The 19589-nt window shown below is 57.2% G+C and carries 21 protein-coding genes and 1 pseudogene; 8 read left to right on the forward strand and 14 right to left on the reverse strand.

The window, feature by feature from the left end; translation table 11 throughout:
- Positions 1 to 317: 317 nt before the first annotated feature.
- From AC3ZU9_RS02075 to AC3ZU9_RS02085, 3 genes are all read right to left on the reverse strand, one after another.
- Positions 318 to 2561: an ATP-binding protein gene (locus AC3ZU9_RS02075; RefSeq protein ID WP_490090254.1), complete on the reverse strand. Its 2244-nt coding sequence runs from the start codon at positions 2559 to 2561 to the stop codon at positions 318 to 320.
- On the reverse strand, positions 2558 to 3172 hold the full coding sequence (locus AC3ZU9_RS02080; protein WP_015885797.1) for a biliverdin-producing heme oxygenase: 615 nt from the start codon (positions 3170 to 3172) through the stop codon (positions 2558 to 2560). Before AC3ZU9_RS02080 ends, AC3ZU9_RS02075 begins: the two co-directional genes overlap by 4 nt.
- Positions 3173 to 3367: 195 nt before the next feature.
- Positions 3368 to 3748 (reverse strand): response regulator, encoded by a 381-nt coding sequence (locus tag AC3ZU9_RS02085; RefSeq protein ID WP_015885796.1) that lies wholly within the window; start codon positions 3746 to 3748, stop codon positions 3368 to 3370.
- Between the two features lie 182 nt (positions 3749 to 3930).
- Between AC3ZU9_RS02085 and AC3ZU9_RS02090 the strand changes: the two genes are divergently transcribed.
- The gene (locus AC3ZU9_RS02090) at positions 3931 to 4305 is read left to right on the forward strand and encodes a c-type cytochrome (RefSeq protein WP_015885795.1); all 375 of its coding nucleotides are present in this window, start codon (positions 3931 to 3933) and stop codon (positions 4303 to 4305) included.
- On the opposite strand, the gene AC3ZU9_RS02095 is transcribed toward AC3ZU9_RS02090, so the two are convergent.
- The 5 genes from AC3ZU9_RS02095 to AC3ZU9_RS02115 form a co-directional block, all read right to left on the reverse strand.
- The gene (locus tag AC3ZU9_RS02095; RefSeq protein ID WP_490090255.1) at positions 4306 to 6327 is read right to left on the reverse strand and encodes an LTA synthase family protein; all 2022 of its coding nucleotides are present in this window, start codon (positions 6325 to 6327) and stop codon (positions 4306 to 4308) included. It abuts the gene before it with no gap.
- A 68-nt stretch (positions 6328 to 6395) separates the two neighbouring features.
- The gene (locus tag AC3ZU9_RS02100) at positions 6396 to 7007 is read right to left on the reverse strand and encodes a hypothetical protein (protein ID WP_490090256.1); all 612 of its coding nucleotides are present in this window, start codon (positions 7005 to 7007) and stop codon (positions 6396 to 6398) included.
- On the reverse strand, positions 7007 to 8275 hold the full coding sequence (locus tag AC3ZU9_RS02105; protein ID WP_490090257.1) for a sialidase family protein: 1269 nt from the start codon (positions 8273 to 8275) through the stop codon (positions 7007 to 7009). Before AC3ZU9_RS02105 ends, AC3ZU9_RS02100 begins: the two co-directional genes overlap by 1 nt.
- 21 nt (positions 8276 to 8296) lie before the next feature.
- Positions 8297 to 8842, reverse strand: coding sequence for a cytochrome b/b6 domain-containing protein (locus AC3ZU9_RS02110; protein ID WP_015885791.1), 546 nt, complete (start codon positions 8840 to 8842; stop codon positions 8297 to 8299).
- On the reverse strand, positions 8842 to 9108 hold the full coding sequence (locus AC3ZU9_RS02115; RefSeq protein ID WP_490090258.1) for a PepSY domain-containing protein: 267 nt from the start codon (positions 9106 to 9108) through the stop codon (positions 8842 to 8844). The genes AC3ZU9_RS02110 and AC3ZU9_RS02115 overlap by 1 nt, the downstream gene beginning before the upstream one ends.
- 147 nt (positions 9109 to 9255) lie before the next feature.
- Here AC3ZU9_RS02115 and AC3ZU9_RS02120 point away from each other — a divergent pair, with 147 nt between their 5' ends.
- The 3 genes from AC3ZU9_RS02120 to AC3ZU9_RS02130 all read left to right on the forward strand — a co-directional run bounded on the left by AC3ZU9_RS02120 (position 9256) and on the right by AC3ZU9_RS02130 (position 11925).
- Positions 9256 to 9918 (forward strand): response regulator, encoded by a 663-nt coding sequence (locus AC3ZU9_RS02120; protein ID WP_015885789.1) that lies wholly within the window; start codon positions 9256 to 9258, stop codon positions 9916 to 9918.
- On the forward strand, positions 9915 to 11267 hold the full coding sequence (locus AC3ZU9_RS02125) for a sensor histidine kinase (protein WP_490090259.1): 1353 nt from the start codon (positions 9915 to 9917) through the stop codon (positions 11265 to 11267). Before AC3ZU9_RS02120 ends, AC3ZU9_RS02125 begins: the two co-directional genes overlap by 4 nt.
- A 91-nt stretch (positions 11268 to 11358) precedes the next feature.
- Positions 11359 to 11925, forward strand: coding sequence for a hypothetical protein (locus tag AC3ZU9_RS02130; RefSeq protein ID WP_015885787.1), 567 nt, complete (start codon positions 11359 to 11361; stop codon positions 11923 to 11925).
- A 3-nt stretch (positions 11926 to 11928) separates the two neighbouring features.
- On the opposite strand, the gene AC3ZU9_RS02135 is transcribed toward AC3ZU9_RS02130, so the two are convergent.
- Genes AC3ZU9_RS02135 through AC3ZU9_RS02145 form a run of 3 tightly spaced genes read right to left on the reverse strand, consistent with a single transcriptional unit; the run spans position 11929 to position 13882 of the window.
- Complete coding sequence (locus AC3ZU9_RS02135; protein WP_490090260.1) at positions 11929 to 12411, reverse strand: hypothetical protein; 483 nt, start codon at positions 12409 to 12411, stop codon at positions 11929 to 11931.
- Between the two features lie 4 nt (positions 12412 to 12415).
- Positions 12416 to 12703, reverse strand: coding sequence for a colicin E3-like toxin immunity protein (locus AC3ZU9_RS02140; RefSeq protein WP_490090261.1), 288 nt, complete (start codon positions 12701 to 12703; stop codon positions 12416 to 12418).
- Between the two features lie 15 nt (positions 12704 to 12718).
- Positions 12719 to 13882 carry an S-type pyocin domain-containing protein gene (locus AC3ZU9_RS02145; protein WP_490090262.1) on the reverse strand — a complete coding sequence of 388 codons (1164 nt, stop codon included), beginning with the start codon at positions 13880 to 13882 and terminating at the stop codon, positions 12719 to 12721.
- 192 nt (positions 13883 to 14074) lie between these two features.
- Between AC3ZU9_RS02145 and AC3ZU9_RS02150 the strand changes: the two genes are divergently transcribed.
- Together AC3ZU9_RS02150 and AC3ZU9_RS02155 are read left to right on the forward strand one after the other, a co-directional pair.
- Positions 14075 to 14545: a helix-turn-helix domain-containing protein gene (locus AC3ZU9_RS02150; protein WP_015885783.1), complete on the forward strand. Its 471-nt coding sequence runs from the start codon at positions 14075 to 14077 to the stop codon at positions 14543 to 14545.
- Positions 14542 to 15111 (forward strand): annotated as a pseudogene (locus AC3ZU9_RS02155) (VapC50 family PIN domain-containing toxin). Before AC3ZU9_RS02150 ends, AC3ZU9_RS02155 begins: the two are co-directional and overlap by 4 nt.
- Positions 15112 to 15158: 47 nt before the next feature.
- Here AC3ZU9_RS02155 and AC3ZU9_RS02160 read toward each other — a convergent pair.
- Together AC3ZU9_RS02160 and AC3ZU9_RS02165 are read right to left on the reverse strand one after the other, a co-directional pair.
- The gene (locus AC3ZU9_RS02160) at positions 15159 to 16037 is read right to left on the reverse strand and encodes a DUF4435 domain-containing protein (protein ID WP_490090263.1); all 879 of its coding nucleotides are present in this window, start codon (positions 16035 to 16037) and stop codon (positions 15159 to 15161) included.
- Positions 16034 to 17296 (reverse strand): AAA family ATPase, encoded by a 1263-nt coding sequence (locus tag AC3ZU9_RS02165; protein WP_490090264.1) that lies wholly within the window; start codon positions 17294 to 17296, stop codon positions 16034 to 16036. The genes AC3ZU9_RS02160 and AC3ZU9_RS02165 overlap by 4 nt, the downstream gene beginning before the upstream one ends.
- Before the next feature lie 703 nt (positions 17297 to 17999).
- Here AC3ZU9_RS02165 and AC3ZU9_RS02170 point away from each other — a divergent pair.
- The gene (locus tag AC3ZU9_RS02170; protein WP_490090265.1) at positions 18000 to 18308 is read left to right on the forward strand and encodes a DUF3077 domain-containing protein; all 309 of its coding nucleotides are present in this window, start codon (positions 18000 to 18002) and stop codon (positions 18306 to 18308) included.
- 112 nt (positions 18309 to 18420) lie between these two features.
- Here AC3ZU9_RS02170 and AC3ZU9_RS02175 read toward each other — a convergent pair whose 3' ends face one another.
- Positions 18421 to 18792, reverse strand: a complete 372-nt coding sequence (locus tag AC3ZU9_RS02175) for a PH domain-containing protein (protein ID WP_015885780.1) — start codon at positions 18790 to 18792, stop codon at positions 18421 to 18423.
- Positions 18793 to 18949: 157 nt separating this feature from the next.
- Between AC3ZU9_RS02175 and AC3ZU9_RS02180 the strand changes: the two genes are divergently transcribed.
- A complete protein-coding gene (locus AC3ZU9_RS02180; RefSeq protein ID WP_015885779.1) occupies positions 18950 to 19585 on the forward strand; it encodes a LysE family translocator in 636 nt (211 codons plus the stop codon).
- Positions 19586 to 19589 lie beyond the last annotated feature (4 nt).

Raw genomic sequence — 19589 nt, forward strand, 5'->3', positions numbered from 1 at the left:
CGTGGCGGCGGCCCCCCAAATACCTGTCGGATTACGGGCACACCGAGCGTGAGCGAGGTGCCGAGTGTTGGGGCAAGAGCGTTTTGCTTACTTTTGCGCTCTTCAAAAGTGAGCCGCTGTAAAAGCGGAACCCATAGTGGCCGTTACCTAAATAACAGATATGTACCCGGTCCGATCCAACATCCAGGTCAGCTGTCAGGCCGCCACGGGAGCAAGCTCCCTCGCCACAGGTCCAGCGCCGTACCCAGCGTGGTGTAGATACCTATGCCCATCGCGGGCAACCCCGGCTCCCACGCAAACCTTACATTCTTACCGCGTCAGGTATACGAGTCTTCGATGACCCTCGGCACCGTAAACCGAAACTCACTCCCCCGACCCACTTCACTCTCGGCAACGATCTTGCCGCCATGGGCCTGGACGATACCTTGCGTGATGTACAGCCCCAGCCCACTACCGGTCGGGTTGTTTTCCGTCTGGGTCCAGTAGCGATCAAACACATGCGGCAGTTGTTCCGGCGCAATCCCTTCGCCGGAATCGCGTACCGAGAAGACAATTTCTTCGCCATTGCTCATGGCGCTGATGCCGATATTGCCCTGACGCGGCGTGAACTTGATGGCGTTGCCGATCAGGTTCGACAGCACCTGGAACAGGCGCTCGGGGTCGCCATTGATCTGCAGCCCGGGCTCGGCGTTGAACGATAGGTCGATGCCTTTCTCCATCGCCAGCGGTGCGAGCAACGAGTAGGCCTCTTCGAACATCTGGCTCACGTCCAGCGCAACCGGCTTGACCACATAGCGTCCGGCCTCGATTTTCGAGGTGTCGAGCAAGTCTTCCAGCAGCACGTTCATGCGCGCGGCGGCCTGTTGCATGGTGTCGATGGCCGAGGAAATCCGCCGCGAAGTATGTGGGCCATCGGAACTGAAGGCTTTTTGCATCATGCCGCAGAGCATGGAAAGCACGGTCATCGGGTTGCGCAAGTCATGGGACACCACCGCCACCAGCTCATCACGCGCACGCACGGCTTGTTGCTCACGTTGCACCTGGCGCGCCAGGTCGTTTTCCAGCGCGGAGCGGCGCAGGTCGTTGGCCGCAAACAGGTCGCCATGGCTCCACTTGGTGGAGATGCCGGCCATTTCTACCTTCCAGATTTCAAACGAGGTGCGTGGGCGAAGGCGCAGGCCGGCGTCGGAATTTTCCAGGTCCAGCGGCTTTGTCGGGTCACCGCTCCAGTTGATGTTCTCTTTCACTTCCGGGCGGAACCACAGCACGCCGTTATCCACGGGCTTGGGCAAGCTCATGGCCAATACACCACTGGCTATCTGTTGGAACTCCACCGCCGGCGGGTAGACCGACGCCAGGTTATGGCTGGAAAACACCGGCTCGCCACTCTCCTGCAGCCACCTGTGCAACGCGCGGATCTGCGCCGGTTCCGGGCAGTTGCCGTAGCGGTGCAGTTGCTTGTCTTCGATGATTGCCACGCCGCCGGACAGCGTCAGGTCCATCAGCAACTGACCTTGCTGTGCCAGGCCGTCGAATACATTCACTTCCGACGCCTTCATCGCCCGATCCAGCAGGGCCAAAGCCTCGACTTTCTCCTCGCGCTGGCGGCTCAGGTCCAGGGCTTCCATCGCGCTGATCTGCAACGACAGTACCTGGCCGATGGTCTGGCAGGCGGTGCGCAGGTCGTTAGGCACCAACAGTGGCTGGCGGTTGCCGCAGCTGATCAGGCCCCAGAGTCTGTCGCCCTTCATCAGCGAGATACTCATGGACGACAACACGCCCATGTTCTGCATGTACTGGCAGTGAATCGGCGACACACTGCGCAGGGTGGCAAAACTCAAGTCCAGCGGCTGGCCGGTGTCCGGGCGCAGCTTGGGCAGCAGGGGGACCGGCTCGTAGGCCGCATTCGGGATGATGCGCAGCCAGTTGGTGCGATACAGCTCGCGGGCTTGCTCCGGGATGTCGGACGCAGGGAAGAAGAGTCCGTTGAACAGCTCCATGGACGGCGCGGACGCCTCGGCGATCACCTGGCCGTGGCCTTCCTCTTCGAAGCGATAGATCAGCACACGGTCGTAGCCGGTCATGGCCTGGATTTCATTCACGCTGATTTCGTACAGCGCTTGCAGGGTTTTTGCCGACTGCAGGCGTTGCAGCATCTTGCCCAGGTCGCTGGTGCGACCGTTGAGCGCCCGTGGGCGGAAATCCTTGAGCAGGGGTTCGAACTCGAGCACCAGCACGTTTTGATGGCGATGCAGCAGGCCTTCGAACTCCGCGCCGTTAAAACTGACGTGCAGCGGCGGGGCGTCGAAAAACGTGTTGTTTTCGGCCATGGCGGCGACGGCCTTGGCGTGCTCGGTGCCCACCAGGGTGTGCAGCGGCTGGTTCAGCAGCGCTTCGGGCGCATGCCCGAACAAGGTGCCGATGTTGGCGCTGACCTGAATGACCTTCAGGTCCGGCTCCGACAACGTCAGCAACACGCCGTGGGGCTGGATCGCCCCTGGAAAGCGGATGGGCTCGTCGGCACAGTTGGCAAGCAGCTCTTCAAAATCGTCGGGTTTCATAGCAGTACCTCCTGGCTGTCGAGCCATTGCTCAAAGCAGCTGAATGTCGAACGGGCGGCGTCCACAGCGTGCTGTCTGGCGAGAGCGTCCAGCGGCAGGCGGCCCAGGTAATCAAGGAATTCTTTCCAGCGACGGCCGGTCTCGGCGCCGTATACGTTGAGGAACGCGCCGCCGTTGTCGCCGCTCACGTCCAGGCGCTCGGCCATTTCCCGGCGCAGTACCTGGCCACCCAAGGTCGCGCCTTCCAGCACGTACAGGGCACCCAGGCAGGCGGCGGGAGTATCCAGGGGCGGCAGGTTGGCGCAGCGGGGCAGGGTGTTGATAGCGCGGTCATTCAGGCCAAGGGCGTGAAGGTCGTTCACCAGCGTAGGCGTTTTCACCCGCATCACCGGGTCGAAGCCTTCGGGGATCAACTCACCGTCGTACAGTACCGCTTCCATCGGCGCATAAAAGCCGTAGTACGCCTGGAGTAAGCGCTGATACCAGCTGGCATCCAAACGCTCGGAAAAAAACGGCAAGCGCTTTTCCAGCGCCACGTGCAGCAGGGCCGTACCGGTGCGCAGCGCTTCCAGCGTTGAGGGCGCACCGACGTCAGGGGCCTGTGAATGCATTCAATGAGCTCGAACTGTGGGCCTCTCGGCCATGAATGACGCATGGAAATGGGCGACAATTCTACACAACTCATCGTCGGCAACTGAGCGCACAAGGCGAAAAGGCTGACCGACGGATCAGAAAAGTCGCTCCTTGCATCAATAATGACCTCCGAGCCTGCAACGAAGTTCGGTAAGCGTGATATCGCGACGCTATCAATGCATGGACATGCCTTGCTGTGTCAATGCTGTTTGCACACACTCAATCAAGTGCTCAGTGCTCCACGGCTTGGGCAGAAACCGCACCGACCCCCCCAGCTGCGACGCAATTTTCGTGTTACCGGAGGTCAGCAGCACGGGCACCGACGGCCAGCGGTGTGCAACCACGCGGCTCAAATCGTAGCCATTGAGTAAACCAGGCATCTGGATATCGCTGACAATCAAGTCGACCGGATCATCGGCCCGCTCCAGGTAAATCATTCCCTCATCCGCCGAAGGAAAAGACGTGACGACTGCACCGAAATCTTCCAGCACATCCACCATTAACGCGCGAATGATTTCGTCGTCTTCCAGTACCAAAATCGATGGCTGAGCCATGATCCTTACTCCTCCATCATGGGTTCAGTAAGGTGGAGTGGAATGGGTTGGAATAGGTTCGATTGGATGTCTGTGGGGCGATGGGTGGTCGTTTTAGAGCGGTTTAGAGAGTGTTTCCTCGAACGGCGCAGCGCAGCGGATACAGGCATAATCGCTCCCTCCTTGCCCGATGCGGAGCCATCATGAAGTACGCGTTACTCTCCCTCGTCCTGTTACTCAATACCCACTCGGCGTTTGCTGCGGGCGATGCCGAGGCGGGCGGTAAGCTTTTCGCCAAGACCTGCGGCGGTTGCCACAGTATCGGCGAAGGCGCGCGCGGCGGCTTTGGCCCGGAACTCAACGGCATCATCGGACGCCCTGCGGGGACGACCGCTGACTATCAGTACTCCGATGCGATGAAGAACTCCGGTGTGGTCTGGACCCGCGACAAACTCGCGGCTTACATCGAGGCCCCGAAGAAAGTGGTGAGTGGCACGCGGATGATCTTCTGGGGCATCAGTGACCAGGAGAAGATCGAGAACATCCTGGCGTACCTCGAAACGTTCCAGGACAAATAATCACTCCCGCACATTCCTGAACAGCATCAACCGCGCGCTCTCATGCAGGCCTCGGGTCAGCCCCTGCAAACGCTTAAACTCATCGGGATGCAGCGCAGCCACGTCGTCACGCGGGGTGGGCGATGCCAGGTCGTGCAGGGTCGGTGAGCTGCCGTCATGCTGCATCTGCAACAGGAAGTGGCGGGTCACGCCGCCGATCACCGGGAAGGTCCCCTCGCGCAACACCAGCGGCACCATGCGTTCGCCTTCCGGTGCCGGTTGCTGGATATCCCGCCCCATCGTGCCGTGACTAAACGGCACACCCGCCAAGCCGGCCACGGTGGGCAGCAAGTCCGCCAGGCCGACGGCTTCTTCGATCACCCGGGGTTGCAGGCCGGGTGCGTGGATCAGCAACGGCACGTTATTGCTCTCCAGTCCCAGTTGTTCGAAGGCCGGCGCCATGTGCGGAATCTGGCTGATACGGGTGTTGTGGTCGCCGAAGAACACAAAGATGCTGTTGTCGTAGTAACCGCCCGCCTTGGCGATTTCCATCAGCCGGCCGATGTTGTAGTCCAGCAGGCGCACGGCGTTGTATTGCTCGACACTGCGTGAACCGGCGGCTTGGGCCTGCTCCAGCGTCACGTCGCGGACCTGGAAGCCATCGTTGTGCTTGGGAATGGTGAACGGACGGTGATTGCCGGAGGTTTGCAGGTAGGCAAAGAAGGGTTGGTCCTTCGGGACCGCGCGCAGTAGTTCGTCACCTTCCTTGAACAGATCCAGGTCGGAAATGCCCCACACGTCTACCCGTGGCGAGCGCCAATGGTTTTCTTCAAACAGCTGCACGCCGTCGATGCTCTGGCGGATCAAGGCATTGATATTGGCCCAGCCGGCGTTGCCACCGATCATGTAGAACTTCTGGTAACCCTCGAACGCGTTGATCAGCGTGTGTTGCCGAGTGATCAGCGGGTTGCGGGTGGCAGTCTCCTGGCGGGTGACGTCGGGCACGCCGGTGATGCTCGCCCATACGGTCTTGGCGGTGCCGGTGACAGGCACGTAGAAGTGTTTGAAGAACCAGCTTTGCGTGGCCAGTTTGTCCAGGTTCGGCGTGGGGTTGAGTGGGTTGCCGTAGGCGCCGACAGCGCTGGTGCCGAGGGATTCGAGCATCACGAAGATCACGTTGGGCGCTCGCTCGCCGGCCAGTCGATAGGGCTGCACGCCTTGTTCGCGGATGAAGTTCAGTTGCTGGGCATCGGGGCGGTCGACGCCCAGGTAGTGGGCGACCTGTGGGTAATGCTCGCGCACCTGGACCTCATCGAATTGCGATTGGCCGACCTTGAGCGTGTCGTACAGAAACAGCACCGGGTTCAGCCCCACGGCGGCCACCTGCGGGTTGCCGGAAAAGAACGCGTCGCTCCAGCGCAGCGGCACCGGGTTCTCAAGGTTGAGATGGGCGACACGGCCGAGCAGGGCCAGCAGCACACCGATCACGCCGATGACGGAAACAGCCACCAATGACAGTTTGCCGCGGGTGCTGGGCGCGCGGTCCAGGGTCAACCGCTCAAGGCAGACCAGCGCCCACACCCACAAGGCCACCGCCGCCAGCCAGCACGCGGTTATCCACAGCACCGGGTAGGTTTCCCACACCATCTGTTGTGAAATCTGCGCGTCTTGCAGGTAACGCAGCACGGTCGCGTTGATGCGCACGCCGAGGTAGGCGTAGTGGCCGAAGTCGACGATGTACACCAGGCCGACCACGGCCAGCGCCACCACCAGATAGGCGCGGGCCAGCCAGCGCAGGGCCGGGAGGGTGGTCAGGTTCCAGCGTGGAATCCAGGCCAGCAGCGCCAGCGGCAGCAGGAGCAGCACCGCCAGGCGCAGGTCGAAACGCAGGCCGATGCCCAGGGTTTCCAGCAGTGCCGGGGTACTCAAATCAAGGCCGGAAAAACCCAGCACAAACACCAGCCGCAATGCGGCCAGCAAGGCAAACACCAACCCGATCGCGCCCACGCCGTAGCGCAGGCGGCGTGATTGCAACGCACTCATCATTTTTCCCATTCTCTAAAACAACACAAATCCAATGTGGGAGACGGGGGGCTCCCGATGGCGGTGGTTCAGTGCCGGAGGTGCTGGCTGACACGCCGCCATCGGGAGCAAGCCCCCTCCCACAGTTTGAATGGCATCAGTCCAGCGACGATGCAGTAACCCGCCAACAGCGGATCGACCAGATAATCCCAATAGTTTTCCGACGCCTTGAGCCGCAGCGCGAAGGCCAGCGTGCCGATCGCCAGCATCCACACCGCCTGGGCATTGCGTAGCCACAGCATCAGCAGTGCGGCCGCGCCCACCAGCACAATCATCGGCCGGGGGTTGAAGCCCCAGCGGTACGGATCGAAGTAGGTCAGGCCCAACGTGGCCGGGTACAGGGCCAGGCTCAACAGCCCAAACACCATTAGCGTCTGCACGTGGTGCCGTCGATTGAGCGGCTGCACCACGCCCAGTCGACTGAGTGCAACCCACGCCAGCAACACCAACGTGCTGATCGCCAGGTCATCGGTAAAACTGCGCACATACGCCGCCAGCGGCAATTCATTGACCGGGATAAAACTGACCGCCGCCAACAGCGGCAGCAACCACGGCCGCCACGGCGCGGTGAATCGAAACAGGCTCAGGAACACAAAACCCAACAGCACAAAACTCAAATGCGCCTGCCACAAATAAACCATCACAGCCGCTCCGCCAGCCAGGCTTCGTTGAAGCTGACATGTTTGATAAAGGTGTTATTCCACGAGTAGACCAAGTGGTACATGCCGTCCGGGCTGCGGCTGAAATACGGGTACTCGTATTCGAAATCGCAGCCACGGGGTTTGCACACCCGGTAGTCGAGGTTGCTGAGGAAGCGCTGCTCCAACGGCAAACGCCGGGCGCCGCTGGAAGCACGGAAACCTTCGCCGATGATTTCTTTATAGGCCTCGGGTGAGAATGGCTGGCCGAGCGGGTCGGGAGACTCATCCAGCTGCACCACCGTGCGCCATTGGCTGAGCTGGGCGTCGGTGCCGTAGAGACTGAGTTTGAAGCGGCCGTCCTGCAGATCGTTGAGGGCCACCAGCAAGCCGTCGTCCTGCGTGGCCACTGCTGCCAGCGATGAATTGGGGTTGGCCGGCTCCAACGGATACGGCTCGCTCCAGGTTTGCCCGGCGTCTTCGGTGCGGGTGGCGAGCACGCGGTGATGGGTGTCACCGGCATAGCGCAACATCGCTACGGCGCGCTGGCCATCCAGCGGCACGATGGTCGGCTGCAGGGAATTCTTGCCGCGGCTGATGCGGAATTTATCGATCACCGCCCCATCGGCGCTCAGGTACAGGTATTCGGCAAACTTGCCCATGAACTCGTGGTACACCGGCAGGCCGATGGAACCGTCGGCATGGAACACCGGCGCGGCGCGCACCAGGGTGCTGATATTGAAGAACGGCGAAGTCACCAGTTGCCTTGGCGCCGACCAACTGGCGCCGAGGTCGTCCGACACCATCAGGTTGATCGCACTGGTAGCCCAGCCGCCGACTGACACCGACACGTAAAACATCCACAGGCGTTTATCCGGGCCCAGGGCGATTACTGGGTTGCCCAACTTGCGGATGTAGCGCTGGGTGCCGTCGCGGGTGCTTTCGCGCGTGGCCAGCACCTGTTCGGCGCCCCATTCGCCGCTGCGTGCATCAAAGCGTGCGGTGCGCACCTGCACATCGGCCGCGCCTTCGCGGGAGCCGGCGAACCACACCGCCATCAAGTCGCCGCCGGGCAGGGCGGTGACGGACGACGAGTGCACAAAGTCGGTGAGCTGGGTGGACACGAACCGGCTGCTGTACTGCGCCGGCGCTGCGACTTTTGCGGTGTTCGGGCTGGCCTGGGCAAACGGCGCCAATACATGGGGCGGATGGCTCTGCCAGGCGGCGAAAAACACCGCCAGCAGGCCGCAAATCAATAAGGCGGAGCGCATAGGGGACCTGTGGATAAAGGATTACTGCGCAGGTTCATCCGGCAGGCGCTTCCTGCGACCGGTGAGCATGGATAACGGCAGGTTGTCCCGCACCTGGATACTTTCGAACACCGCCGCCAGCACATGCACGCAGACCAGGCCGAGCAGCACGTTGGCAGCGGTTTCGTGGATTTGCAGCGGCCAATCGGCTCCCCACAAGGCGTCGACTTCCTGCATCAGGAAACCGCTGATGCCGATGCTCAGCAGCGCCAGCAACATCAACAGCATCACCAGCGCGCCAATCGGCGAATGGCCCAGGCGATGCTGGGGCCGGCCGTTGAGCAGCGAGCGCATGTGGGCCGTCAGGCGCTTTGGCGTCGGCCAGAAGTCCGCCCAACGCGCACTGCGCGGTCCGACAAATCCCCACACCCACCGTACCAGCAGCCAGGCCATGGCGTAGTAGCCCAGCCAGACATGCCAGTCATCGCCTGCTTCGTTAAAGAAGTAATTGGCGACAAAGACCCCGGCGATCGACAGATGAAACAGTCTCACCAGCGGGTCCCACAGGCGCAGGGATTCGCCTGGCATCAGCCCTTGATCTCAGTCTTCACGGCTTTGCCGGTGACGGGGTCGTGGTAGATCTCGACCTTGCGCTTGTCCTTGTCGAAGCCGTAGATCTCGTAGCAGTTGCCATCGGTGACTTTGAACTTGCTGATTGTGTAGCCTTCAGCCTTGAGCTTGTCCTGGAAGGCTTTTTCGTCTTGCCATTGCGAGCGCTCGGCGGTGGTGCACTGCGGGCCGGCGACGGCCAGGGGGCTGGCGAGAATCAGGGACAGCAGGACAATTTTGCGCATGGAAAAGCTCTCAGCAGAGGTGGGAGGTTTCACAGTGCAAAACCAACCTTAGCGCAACCTTAGTTGGCAACGCGCCGTAACATCTTTGCCGAAATAACCCATGCCAGAACCCGGCATGATGCCGCCGATTCCTACAGAGATTCTGCTATGCGCCTACTCCTTGTCGAAGATGACCGTGCCCTCGGCCAAGGCATTCGTGTGGCATTGGGCGCCGAAGGCTACACCCTCGATTGGTTGCAGGATGGCGTTGCGGCCCTGCATGCCTTGCGCACGGAAAGCTTCGACCTGTTGCTGCTCGACCTCGGCCTGCCGCGCCTCGACGGCCTCGACCTGTTGCAGCAACTGCGCGCCGAGCAACATGACGTGCCGGTGCTGATCCTCACCGCCCGCGACGGTACCGCGGAGCGCATCGCCGGCTTGGACGCGGGGGCCGACGACTACTTGGTCAAACCCTTCGACGTCGAAGAGCTCAAAGCCCGCGTGCGCGCCCTGTTGCGCCGCAGCCAGGGCCGCGCACAACCGATGTTGGAACACGCCGGCATCAGCCTCGACCCGGCCACCCAGCAAGTGCGCTATCAGGACGCCGACATCATCGTCACCCCGATGGAGTACCAACTGCTGCACCAACTGATGGTGCGCCCCGGCAAAGTCGTGACCCGCGAGCGGTTGTCCCGCGCGCTGTACGGTTGGCAGGATCGGGTCGAGAGCAATACCTTGGAAGTGCTGATCCACAACCTGCGCAAAAAGTTATCCACCGAGCTGATTCGCACCGTGCGCGGTGTCGGCTATGTGCTGGCGCTCAAACCATGACCTCGGTTCGTGCACGTATCCTCATCCCGGTCTTGCTGCTGATATTGGCGGGTGACGCCCTGATCAGCTGGCTGGTGCTGCGCGACAGCCACCATGAAATCGAAGAAGTCTACGACGCCCAACTCGCCCAGAGCGCGCGCCTGCTGCAAGGCGTGCTGCGCCAGCGGGATCCAGGGGAAGCGGATTGGGAGCGGTTGTACCAGGCGTTCGACCAGGCCATGAGTCGCGTGGGTAAAGATGGCGTGGCCCACCCCTATGAAACCCGCCTGACCTTCCAAGTATGGAACAGCGCGGGTCAATTGCTCGTGCGCTCCGCCGAAGCGCCCGTGCTGGCGGCACCGCCGACGACCCTCGGTTCCCACGACCTGATGGACAACGGCAATGACTGGTGCGCCTTCCTCCTTGCCGATCCGCAACAGGGATTGCTGATCTGGGTGGGCGAGCGCGATGACATTCGCCAGGACGTGATCCAGCGCATCATGCGCCACACCCTCTGGCCGACGCTGATCGGCGTGCCGCTGCTGACGCTGTTGATCTGGTGGGTAATCGGCTGGGGCTTCAAACCTTTGCGCGCCATGGCCCTGTCCATCCGTGGGCGAACTGCCGAGACCTTGCAACCCTTGCACCTCAAGCCTTTGCCCAGCGATCTTGAACCCATGCAAACCGCGCTTAACCGGCTGTTGGTGCAAGTGGATGCGCTGCTGGAGCGCGAACGCCGCTTCATCGCCGACGCCGCCCACGAACTGCGTACACCGCTGGCGATCCTGCGGATTCACGCCCAGAACGCGCAGAGTGCCATCACTGAGGCGCAGCGACGTGAGGCGTTGGACTTTTTGGTCAACGGCGTCGACCGTGCCACCCGCATCGGCAGCCAACTGCTGACCATGGCCCGCATCGAGCCGCAGTTGAACAACCCCGTGTGTGAACGTGTGCAATTGACCGAACTGGTGCGCGAAGAACTTGCCGAGTTGACCCCCTTGGCCATGGAAAAAGGTGTGGAACTGGTGCTTGAAGGAGAGGAGCAATGTTGGGTGAAAACCGAACCGGCGGCGTTGGCGATTGCATTGCAGAACCTGGTGACCAATGCCCTTAACTTTTCCCCGGCAGGCAGTGAAGTGAAGGTGGTGATTGGTGCTCATTGCCTGAGCGTGGAAGACCAGGGGCCGGGAATTGATGAGGCGCAAATGGAGCGCCTGTTCGAACGGTTCTACAGCCGGGGCAATGCCAATGGCGCGGGCTTGGGGTTGGCCATTGTGCAAATGATCGTCGGCAAGATCGGCTGCCGGTTGGCGCTGCATAACCGGGAGCAGGGTGGGTTGCGCGCGCGGTTGGTGTTTGACCGCACTTGAAACGGCCGCACCGCTAATCCCCTCCTAAAACGGAACAATCCGTTTAAATTCGGGTCCAGTCATCACACTCTTCCCCGATAAGGACATCCCCGTGAAGCGAATCGTGCTGCTCTCCCTCGCCCTGGCCCTGGGCGCCTGTCAATCCAACCAACGTGACTCATCGCCCAGCCTGCTCAAGGACGGCATTCAGTTTCGCCAGAAAACCGTGGCTGTGGATGCGGAACACGCCAAGGTCATCATGAAGTCCAGTGGCGGCACTCCTGCCGTCGACTTCTCGATCAGCCGCGAAGGCGACCCCGACCCACGCATGGAAGCCCTCGGCACGGTGATGGACACCGGCGAAGGCAAGGTCTTCAACTGGATCGCCAAGCTCAACCAAACCGTTGCCAGCGCCACGTTCAAGCGTTTTCCACAACTGGAAATCCAGGCCGACCCCGGCAAGAAACTCACGGTATCGGGTTACGCGAACGACACCCGCACGGGTTACTACTACACCTGCGGGCCGGCGATGAATACGTTCCGCCCGGAGAGGGCAAAAGTGTACCTGGTGGAATTCCAATTCAAGGGTTCGGGGTGTGAGCAGCATGTGTATGACGTGACGGACCCGGCGAATCGGGTACCGGTGGCGGAGGCGGGGAGTGGAGTTAAGTCGGGTTGAGGGTTAGCCATTGTGGGGTAGACCCTGTGGGCATACCACACCGTTGAAGGTGTGGGTGCAGCAGTTGCAGCAGGGTTTCATCTGCTCGGGCGTCAGCTGTGGGTTGACCTTTTGCAGCAGGCCGCCTTCGTCGATATACAAGCCGCTGTAGTACCTGTTTTCATCCGTTCTCACGCAATCCTGCTTGTCGCTTTCATGTTGCGCGACCATCCAGAATACCGGATCTGGACGATCCAGGCGGGCCTTGGCTTCGCTGAACACCTGATCCCATGGGTGGCCGACTTTGGACAGGAGAAACCGGAACAGTGGGGTGTAGTCAAAACCATGCCGTTGATGGCTATGCATCGAACCGCGATTTGATTGTTTGTCTTTTTCGCTTTTGGTGTGCCGCTCATACCGGTAGGCGCGACAACTGCCGTGGCGCACGCCATGGGTTCGGGTGTTGACTGAGCGGTAGAGGAGGGGCTTTTGCAGTGCGGGTTTCATTGCATTAGGACGCCTTTTTGGGTTGCTTTGGGGGTGGTGGCCAGGCGCCTTGGTAGCGGAAGGACAGTTGGTAGTCGTGATGGTCGGGTTCGATCATGTGCTGGAAGTACGGCTGAATAATCGTAATCCAGTTAGGCTGAACGTTGAATACGTCGGCGTATATCGCGGTTTCTTCGCCTAAACCCAATGCTTCAAAAATATTGTCTGGATCTGCGATATCGGCTGAGTACTCATCCGCCTTCAAGTCATTACTGTGTTTTTCGTACCATCGCAGTCTGATTTTCATCAGCATTTTCCGAGTTCCTTTTTATCTGTAAATACGACGTTTCGGGTCCGCCGGTCCTCGACGCTCGGCGGTATAAGGATCAAATGCGCCGAGGTGTGCCAAATCGCTGTTTCGATAGACTTCCAGCTCGCCTTTTTTGGAGTCCCACTCAAATATTTTTCTTCCTTTTGCGTCTATCCAACGTTCACGTAAGCCGGCTCCGCCTTTTCTTGGTGTCACAGGCTTTTGGGGAATCAGACCCGGGAAGCCTGTTATGTCTTCGGTTTCGGGTGGAGAAAAGTAATCATGGTCTGGGTTTCTAAGCCCTTTCCTTGGCTGGTTTACCACCACATACAGCGGCCGAACCCCCGACTCAACCGGGAACACCAGAATAAAATCCCGATACTCCGGCGGATAAATCGGGTTCACCAGAATTTGCGCTGCTTTCTCCGTCGGCGGATAAATCCAGATCACCGGCGCCTGCGGCGCAGCCTCCAAGGCCGGAATACCCAGCGTGTCACTGGGATCAACGGCGGGCGTCCAGATCAGTTCCACGCCCTCGTCCAAATCCGCTACAAACTGATCGCCACGGCTTTGAAACTGCACCACATCAATCATCTGCCAGTCGGCATGGTTGCCCGTGTAAAAACCATACCCCTTGAGCGTGCCGTCCTCGCGTTGCTCGATATGCAACCGCATCTGCGAGCGCGCCCGTTGCATCGAACGCAACTGCTCCTCGCTGTAGAGCGCGCTATCGCCCAGCTCCGACGGCCAAGCCAGCGCCACCAAACCCGTCAACAGGCCACCGGCGACGGACCCGACGGCAGTGGCCGCCGACTCCCAAACCGCCGAACGCAATGCCAACTGCCCCAAACCTGCGGGCAATGCGCTGCCGCCGATCTTGCGCAGGGCAACCGCGCCCCTGCTATCCACCTCACGCCCACCCAGCAAGCTTAAATGGCCGTACTCCTTAATCAGCTCCAGCGGTACATACCCGGCCGGGTTGAAGTAATGGGTGATGCCGTCAGGCAGTTGGCAGGGCTTGATGAAAACGCAGCCGGGAGGTTTGGTTAGCGTGGGTGTCGGGGCAGGGGATGGCTCGAAAAAATCAACAGACGGCGAATACGGCACACGCGACGGCTGCGGGGTCAGGATCCGTCGTTTGCGTAAGTCCTCTTCGGTGGGTGGGTACAAGCGTTCTGACATGAAGGCTCACTTCCTTGTGCGAGGGAGTGAGCCTACGAGGGGTAATCAGAATCTGATATCGGCTTAATTCGGCGGTTGGTGTGGGAAAAGTGGACAGGGCTTCAGTCGGTATTTCCGTTTCGAATATTGCGATTTTCGTTTGTTTCGTTTAGCGTTGATCGTAACTGAATTAAGCGTCGCCGGAGTTGCATCATGATCACCAACCACCTTCCCAAAACGATCCTTCCGCTGGAAAAGGAAGTCGAAGCCGCCGTGCAAGGCCAACGCGAACTGGCCTCGCTGCTGTCGACCAAGTTTGAAACCCAGCGCATCGACATTTTCGACAAAGAAGACAAACCCCACACGCTCGTACTCCCAACCTCAGCACTGCGCTTATTGGTCGATATCCTGGGCGAGTTGGCGATCGGCAATGCCGTCAAGGTCGTCCCGGTGCATGCCGAACTCACCTCGCAGGAGGCCGCCGACCTGCTTAACGTTTCACGACCGCACTTGGTCAAGATGCTGGAGGAAGGCGCCATTCCCTTTACAAAAACCGGTCGGCATCGGCGCATCCGGTTTTCGGATTTGATGGCGTTCAAGCAGCGGCGAGATGAGGAAAGCCAGGAAGCAATGGAAGCGCTGGCGCAACAGGCCCAGGAGTTGGGAATGGGGTATGACGGATGAGGTGTTCGCCTTTTACCGCGGTATATGATGCCTGCGTTCTCTACCCGGCGGCCCTCAGGGATTTGCTGATGTGGCTTGGCTTGTCAGGGTTGTATCGAGCGAGATGGACTAGCCAGATTCATGAGGAGTGGAAGCGCAACGTACTCAAGAACCGACCCGATCTCACGGCTGAGCAAGTGAATTGCACGTCAGCGATGATGGACAAGGCGATACCTGACGCTTTGGTTACGGGATATGAGGATCTGTGTTCGAGCTTGGATCTGCCCGATCCTGATGATCGTCACGTGCTGGCGGCGGCGATTCGGAGTAAAGCTGAGGTTATCGTGACCTTCAATTTGAAAGACTTCCCGCCGCATATACTGGCTGCCTACGACATTGAGCCGATGCATCCGGATGACTTTATTTCGGATCTCTGGGATCTGGATCAGGCGGCGGTGTTGGGAGCGGCGCAGAAGCAGAGTCGGTGTTGAAGCGGCCTCCGATGGAGGCGGGGAATTATCTTGGGATGTTGATGAGGCAGGGGGCAGGCGAGTAAGTTGTTGGGACCTTATGAGATTATGTCGTGAGCAAAATAAGGAAACGGGGTTAACCCCGTTTCGTATTCAGCAAATGCCTAAGCGACAGCACGAGCCATCATAGTCTCATAATGTGCTTTTACATGCGGTATGCCAGTCAAATCCGAAGTGAATATTGACTCTGCGAATATTTTGTCAGAGAAATGCCGGGGTATATTTTTACAGCCGGTAATAGTTCTATAATATTCACAAAATATAGAGTAGCAGAACATAGATACCATTTTTCCATAGCAGTCGGAATCGGGTGCTATACGGGTGTTTCCAAAATACCTCAGAGGTTTTGTTCGCCGGGCTTTGATATCGATGATTAGATTCTTAAATTTATCTTTTTTGACTTTGTAGTCACGAGCATTTGATGTATCAATTAATGCCCAAAATTTTTCACGATCTACACCTTTGATTTTTACCATGCCGCAGAGCAGGTCTACGAATACTATCCGGCCTATACGCCTAAGGAAGTTTGCATACCTTAAATTTATTTCAGTAATGCACTCGTCGGAGATCTTTCCGTCAGGATGAACTCCCCCTAGAATGGAAATCAGTAATTCGGGGCGGCAAACATCGTTTTCCCAGCTATAGCCATGCGTATATAAAATACGAGCATGCTTCATTAATTCCCCTCTATAGATGTCATAGTCTCTATCAAATACGGCTATTGAGTTAGATATTGAGTTCGAAAGAATTTTTTCAGCATATGGTTTTACGCACTCTTTAGATCCCAATGATTTTATTTTTATTTTTGTGTTTGGTAAGAATTTTCGAAAGGCACTTCTCCAGAAAATAGAATCGATTGACCATACCTCACTGTCATCGCTTTCCGACTTTGTCAGGTCTCCACCCTCTGTATAAACAATATATTCAACATCAAAAAAAGCGTGAAAGTTTGATAGTCCAGAGTTTGTCCTAGAAAAATTCATTTTATGCAACGCTCCATGTTTATCAAGCTTTCTTGATGCTCTCCGACGACGTCCGGAGAGTGCGTTGCGAAAATTATTTGAGCGGAGGGGTTAAGGCTTGTAATGTTCTTTGCTAATGATTCTTGCCATGCTACATGTAATGAGATTTCTGGCTCGTCTGCCATATATATAAATGTTCTGCCTTCCTGAAGCAGGGCTTCCCCAAGAATAATCAGTATTTGCTTTTCGCCAGATGATAATTGGTTGGGCTTTAGATGTTTTCCCGAAAAGGTCGTGATTACAATCTCATTTCTCTCATTGATTGTTAGTGTTTTGCGTTGCATTAAAGTATTCAAAAGCTCAAGGAAACGATCCCTTGGAGCCAGTAGTGACTTTTTATTTGATGTGATGTCCTCCCAGAAGTCAACTGTGCTTTCTATTCGGTGAAGAGAAAATAGAGCCATGATTTCTGTGTTTGTAAGAGCATCATTACCTTCCATTTTTTTTCTCAGTCTCTCTAGAATTCCAAAGTGAGCCTGAACTTTTTTTACATAATTTTTTTTGTCTACGTGGAATTCAGAAAATATCTGTACGAGCGCAGATTTTTCACTTTCTAATCTGCTTTCTACAGGTATTGGCAGCTTTTTGTCTTCGTCTTTAACTAGTAAAGATAAGAAAACCTGTTCCTGAAAGTTTTCGTGTAGTAGGTTTACTTTCTTGCTAAGTGCAGAGAGGTAGCGAACAAGTCGATTTGAGAAGTCTTCTAATCTAACATCTAATGGGTCAGAAGAGTTTTCTCCATCAATTTTGTTAATTCTTTGTACTGATAGCCAAGTTAAAGATACCATTTCTTTAAGATGAGAGACCAATGACTTGCCGGCGGCAGCTTTGCCTGCTAACTGCATGCGTAGAAAATAGTTTGCTCTAAGTGCGTTGTCATAACCGTCAGTTTCACTGAGTACGTATGCATATGGTTTTTCAGACGAGGTCTCAAATATTTTATAGTCGCAGTGAAAAAACGGAGTTTCTCGGCTTCTTGTAACTTCTATATATGGTTTTTTGCGAGAGCCTGGCTCCTTTAAAGTTATTTTTATATATTCGAAGTCTAAGGAGGATAAATAGCCTCTGTCGGCGAGTAAAACGCCTGCTATCAATTTTAAAGCCGTTGATTTTCCAGATCCATTTGGTCCGATGATAAAGTTGTAGGAGTCATGTGCTTTGAAACCTACTTCGTGATCCCCCCAAAAACCTTTAATATAAATGCTTTCAATAATGTTCATCGTTGTCCTCCTTGACTGTTTTGATAGTTGCCATTTTTAATGATTGTATTTTGTTCTGTTTTTTACGGCTCTGTGCGTCATATGAATTTATGGTGGCTGTAATTTTTAGGCTATTAAGCCGGTGTGTCGATTGAGTCAAAAAAACTTTCAATGCAAAGAAATAATTTGAAAATACACGTTAGGGCACTGCTCATACGGCATGTCAGAAAGCTACTATTTTGGCATCATGGTGTCTAGCTTTCATGCTCCGCTAGCAAGCATATACGACCAAATGGCTAAAATAGGGCCGCAACCTGTGCCTCAATGAGGGCAAGCTTTTCAGACATGTGTTTCCTACACACGTCGCCACACATCGCGACTATCAACACTTCGCCAAGATTGTTAGTTTGACTCGTCGCTGACACTCCAGCGACCGGACTTGAGAATCCGAGAAACAATAGGCGCATAGGCGCCACCATCCATTAGACTGTTGGCGCTTTTTTGTGCCCGCATGTCTGTGTCATGGTGGCTATGCGTGGGAGACCTTCGGGTCTGCCGGGTTCCTATTGTCCCGGTTTCTCAGCCCGCGCATAGCTGCCACCCATTCGCATGAGAAACGAACGTGGCGGCTCACTACATTAGGAGTCAAGCCAATGAGCATTTCTGACAGGCCGTACCCTCACAACACCATCCTCAACACCTCCACGCATTCCGGAGGTGCCCAATGATCAACCCACCCCTCAACAAAACCCTCGGCGTCATCACCTTCTCCACCTGCGGCAAGCAGCCCAACCGCCACCGTCTATTCCGCGTCAATTCAGGTGTACCCATTCGCGATGCCCTGGAGCATGCCTCCGAGTTGCTGCACTGTTCCAAAATGCTCGCGTTGGACGCAGCCATGGACACGGGCGCGGATCGTTTTGCCTGGGCGGCGCATTATTTGGGGGAGATGGCGAAGGCGGTGGTGGATGATCTGGCGAATGGGATGTTGCCGAATGGGGGGGGGGAGGAGGGGGAAGGGGTAGGTGTGTAAGGCTGTAGTTTGATGGTGTGGGGGAAGGCCCTTTCGGGGGCAAGCCCCCTCCCACCTTTTGATCGAGGTACAGCCGTCTCAGCCTTGTAGACAATAAGCAATTGCCTGCCGATCAGGTCAGCAGGTGCTTGGAGATCAACCGCGAGATTTCGACGATGGAAGTCTTGCCGGTGAATTCGAATTTCACTTTGCCCAACGACGAAAAGTAAATTTCCAACTCCGAATCCAGATCAAACGTCCCGGACGTCTCCACCGAATACGCGACGATGTTTTTATACGGCAGCGACGTAAAGTCCTTTTTGCTGCCGGTAATCCCCTGCACGTTCACCGCAATAATCCGCTTGGTGGTAAACACCACGCCGTCGCGCATGGCCTTGTAGGCGTCGACCACTTCCTCGCCGTCGAGCAGCAGGGCCGATACGCGCTCGGCGTATTCGTTGTTTTGTTTGAGCTTGAAGAAGCCTTTGTTGTTGAAGTCGATCATGGGCCTGCCTTTGGGTGAGTGGTGCGGTGGGTGTATGACGTTTTGCTCGCGGATCTGTATCTAACGCGCGCATTTTGAACGCCCTACCATGGCGTCCAAGCCTACAACATTGGCCAAATGTTTCACGTCGACAGAATAACGATCAAGGAGCCAAACAATGCCTGAAGTGTCCAGCTGGCTTGCCTATGCGCTGATCTCGCTCGGCATGGTGCTCACGCCCGGGCCGAACATGATTTACCTCATCTCCCGTTCGATCTGCCAGGGCCGTACGGCCGGGCTGATTTCCCTGGGCGGCGTGGCGTTGGGTTTTTTGGTTTACATGCTGTGCGCGGCCTTGGGGATCACGGCCTTGGTCATGGCGGTGCCGTTTGCCTATGACGCGCTGCGTTTCGGCGGCGCGTTGTACCTGGCCTACATGGCTTGGCAGGCCATACGGCCAGGCGGGCGCTCGCCGTTCCAGGTGCGGGACTTGCCCAAGGACAGCCCGCGCAAGCTGTTCACCATGGGCCTGGTGACCAACCTGCTGAACCCCAAGGTGGCGGTGATGTATTTGTCGTTGCTGCCGCAGTTCATCGACCCGAACGGCCATGGCAGTGTGCTGATGCAATCCCTGGTGCTGGGCTTCACGCAGATTTTTATCAGCGTGAGCGTCAACGCGGTCATTGCCACCATGGCGGGGTCGATCGCGGTGTTTTTCGTCACCCGGCCGGGTTGGCAGGTGGTGCAGCGCTGGTTGATGGGCTCGGTGTTGATGGGGCTGGCGGTGCGGATGGCGGTGGAAGGGCGGCGCTGAACCG

It is taken from the genome of Pseudomonas sp. A39 (assembly GCF_058145955.1).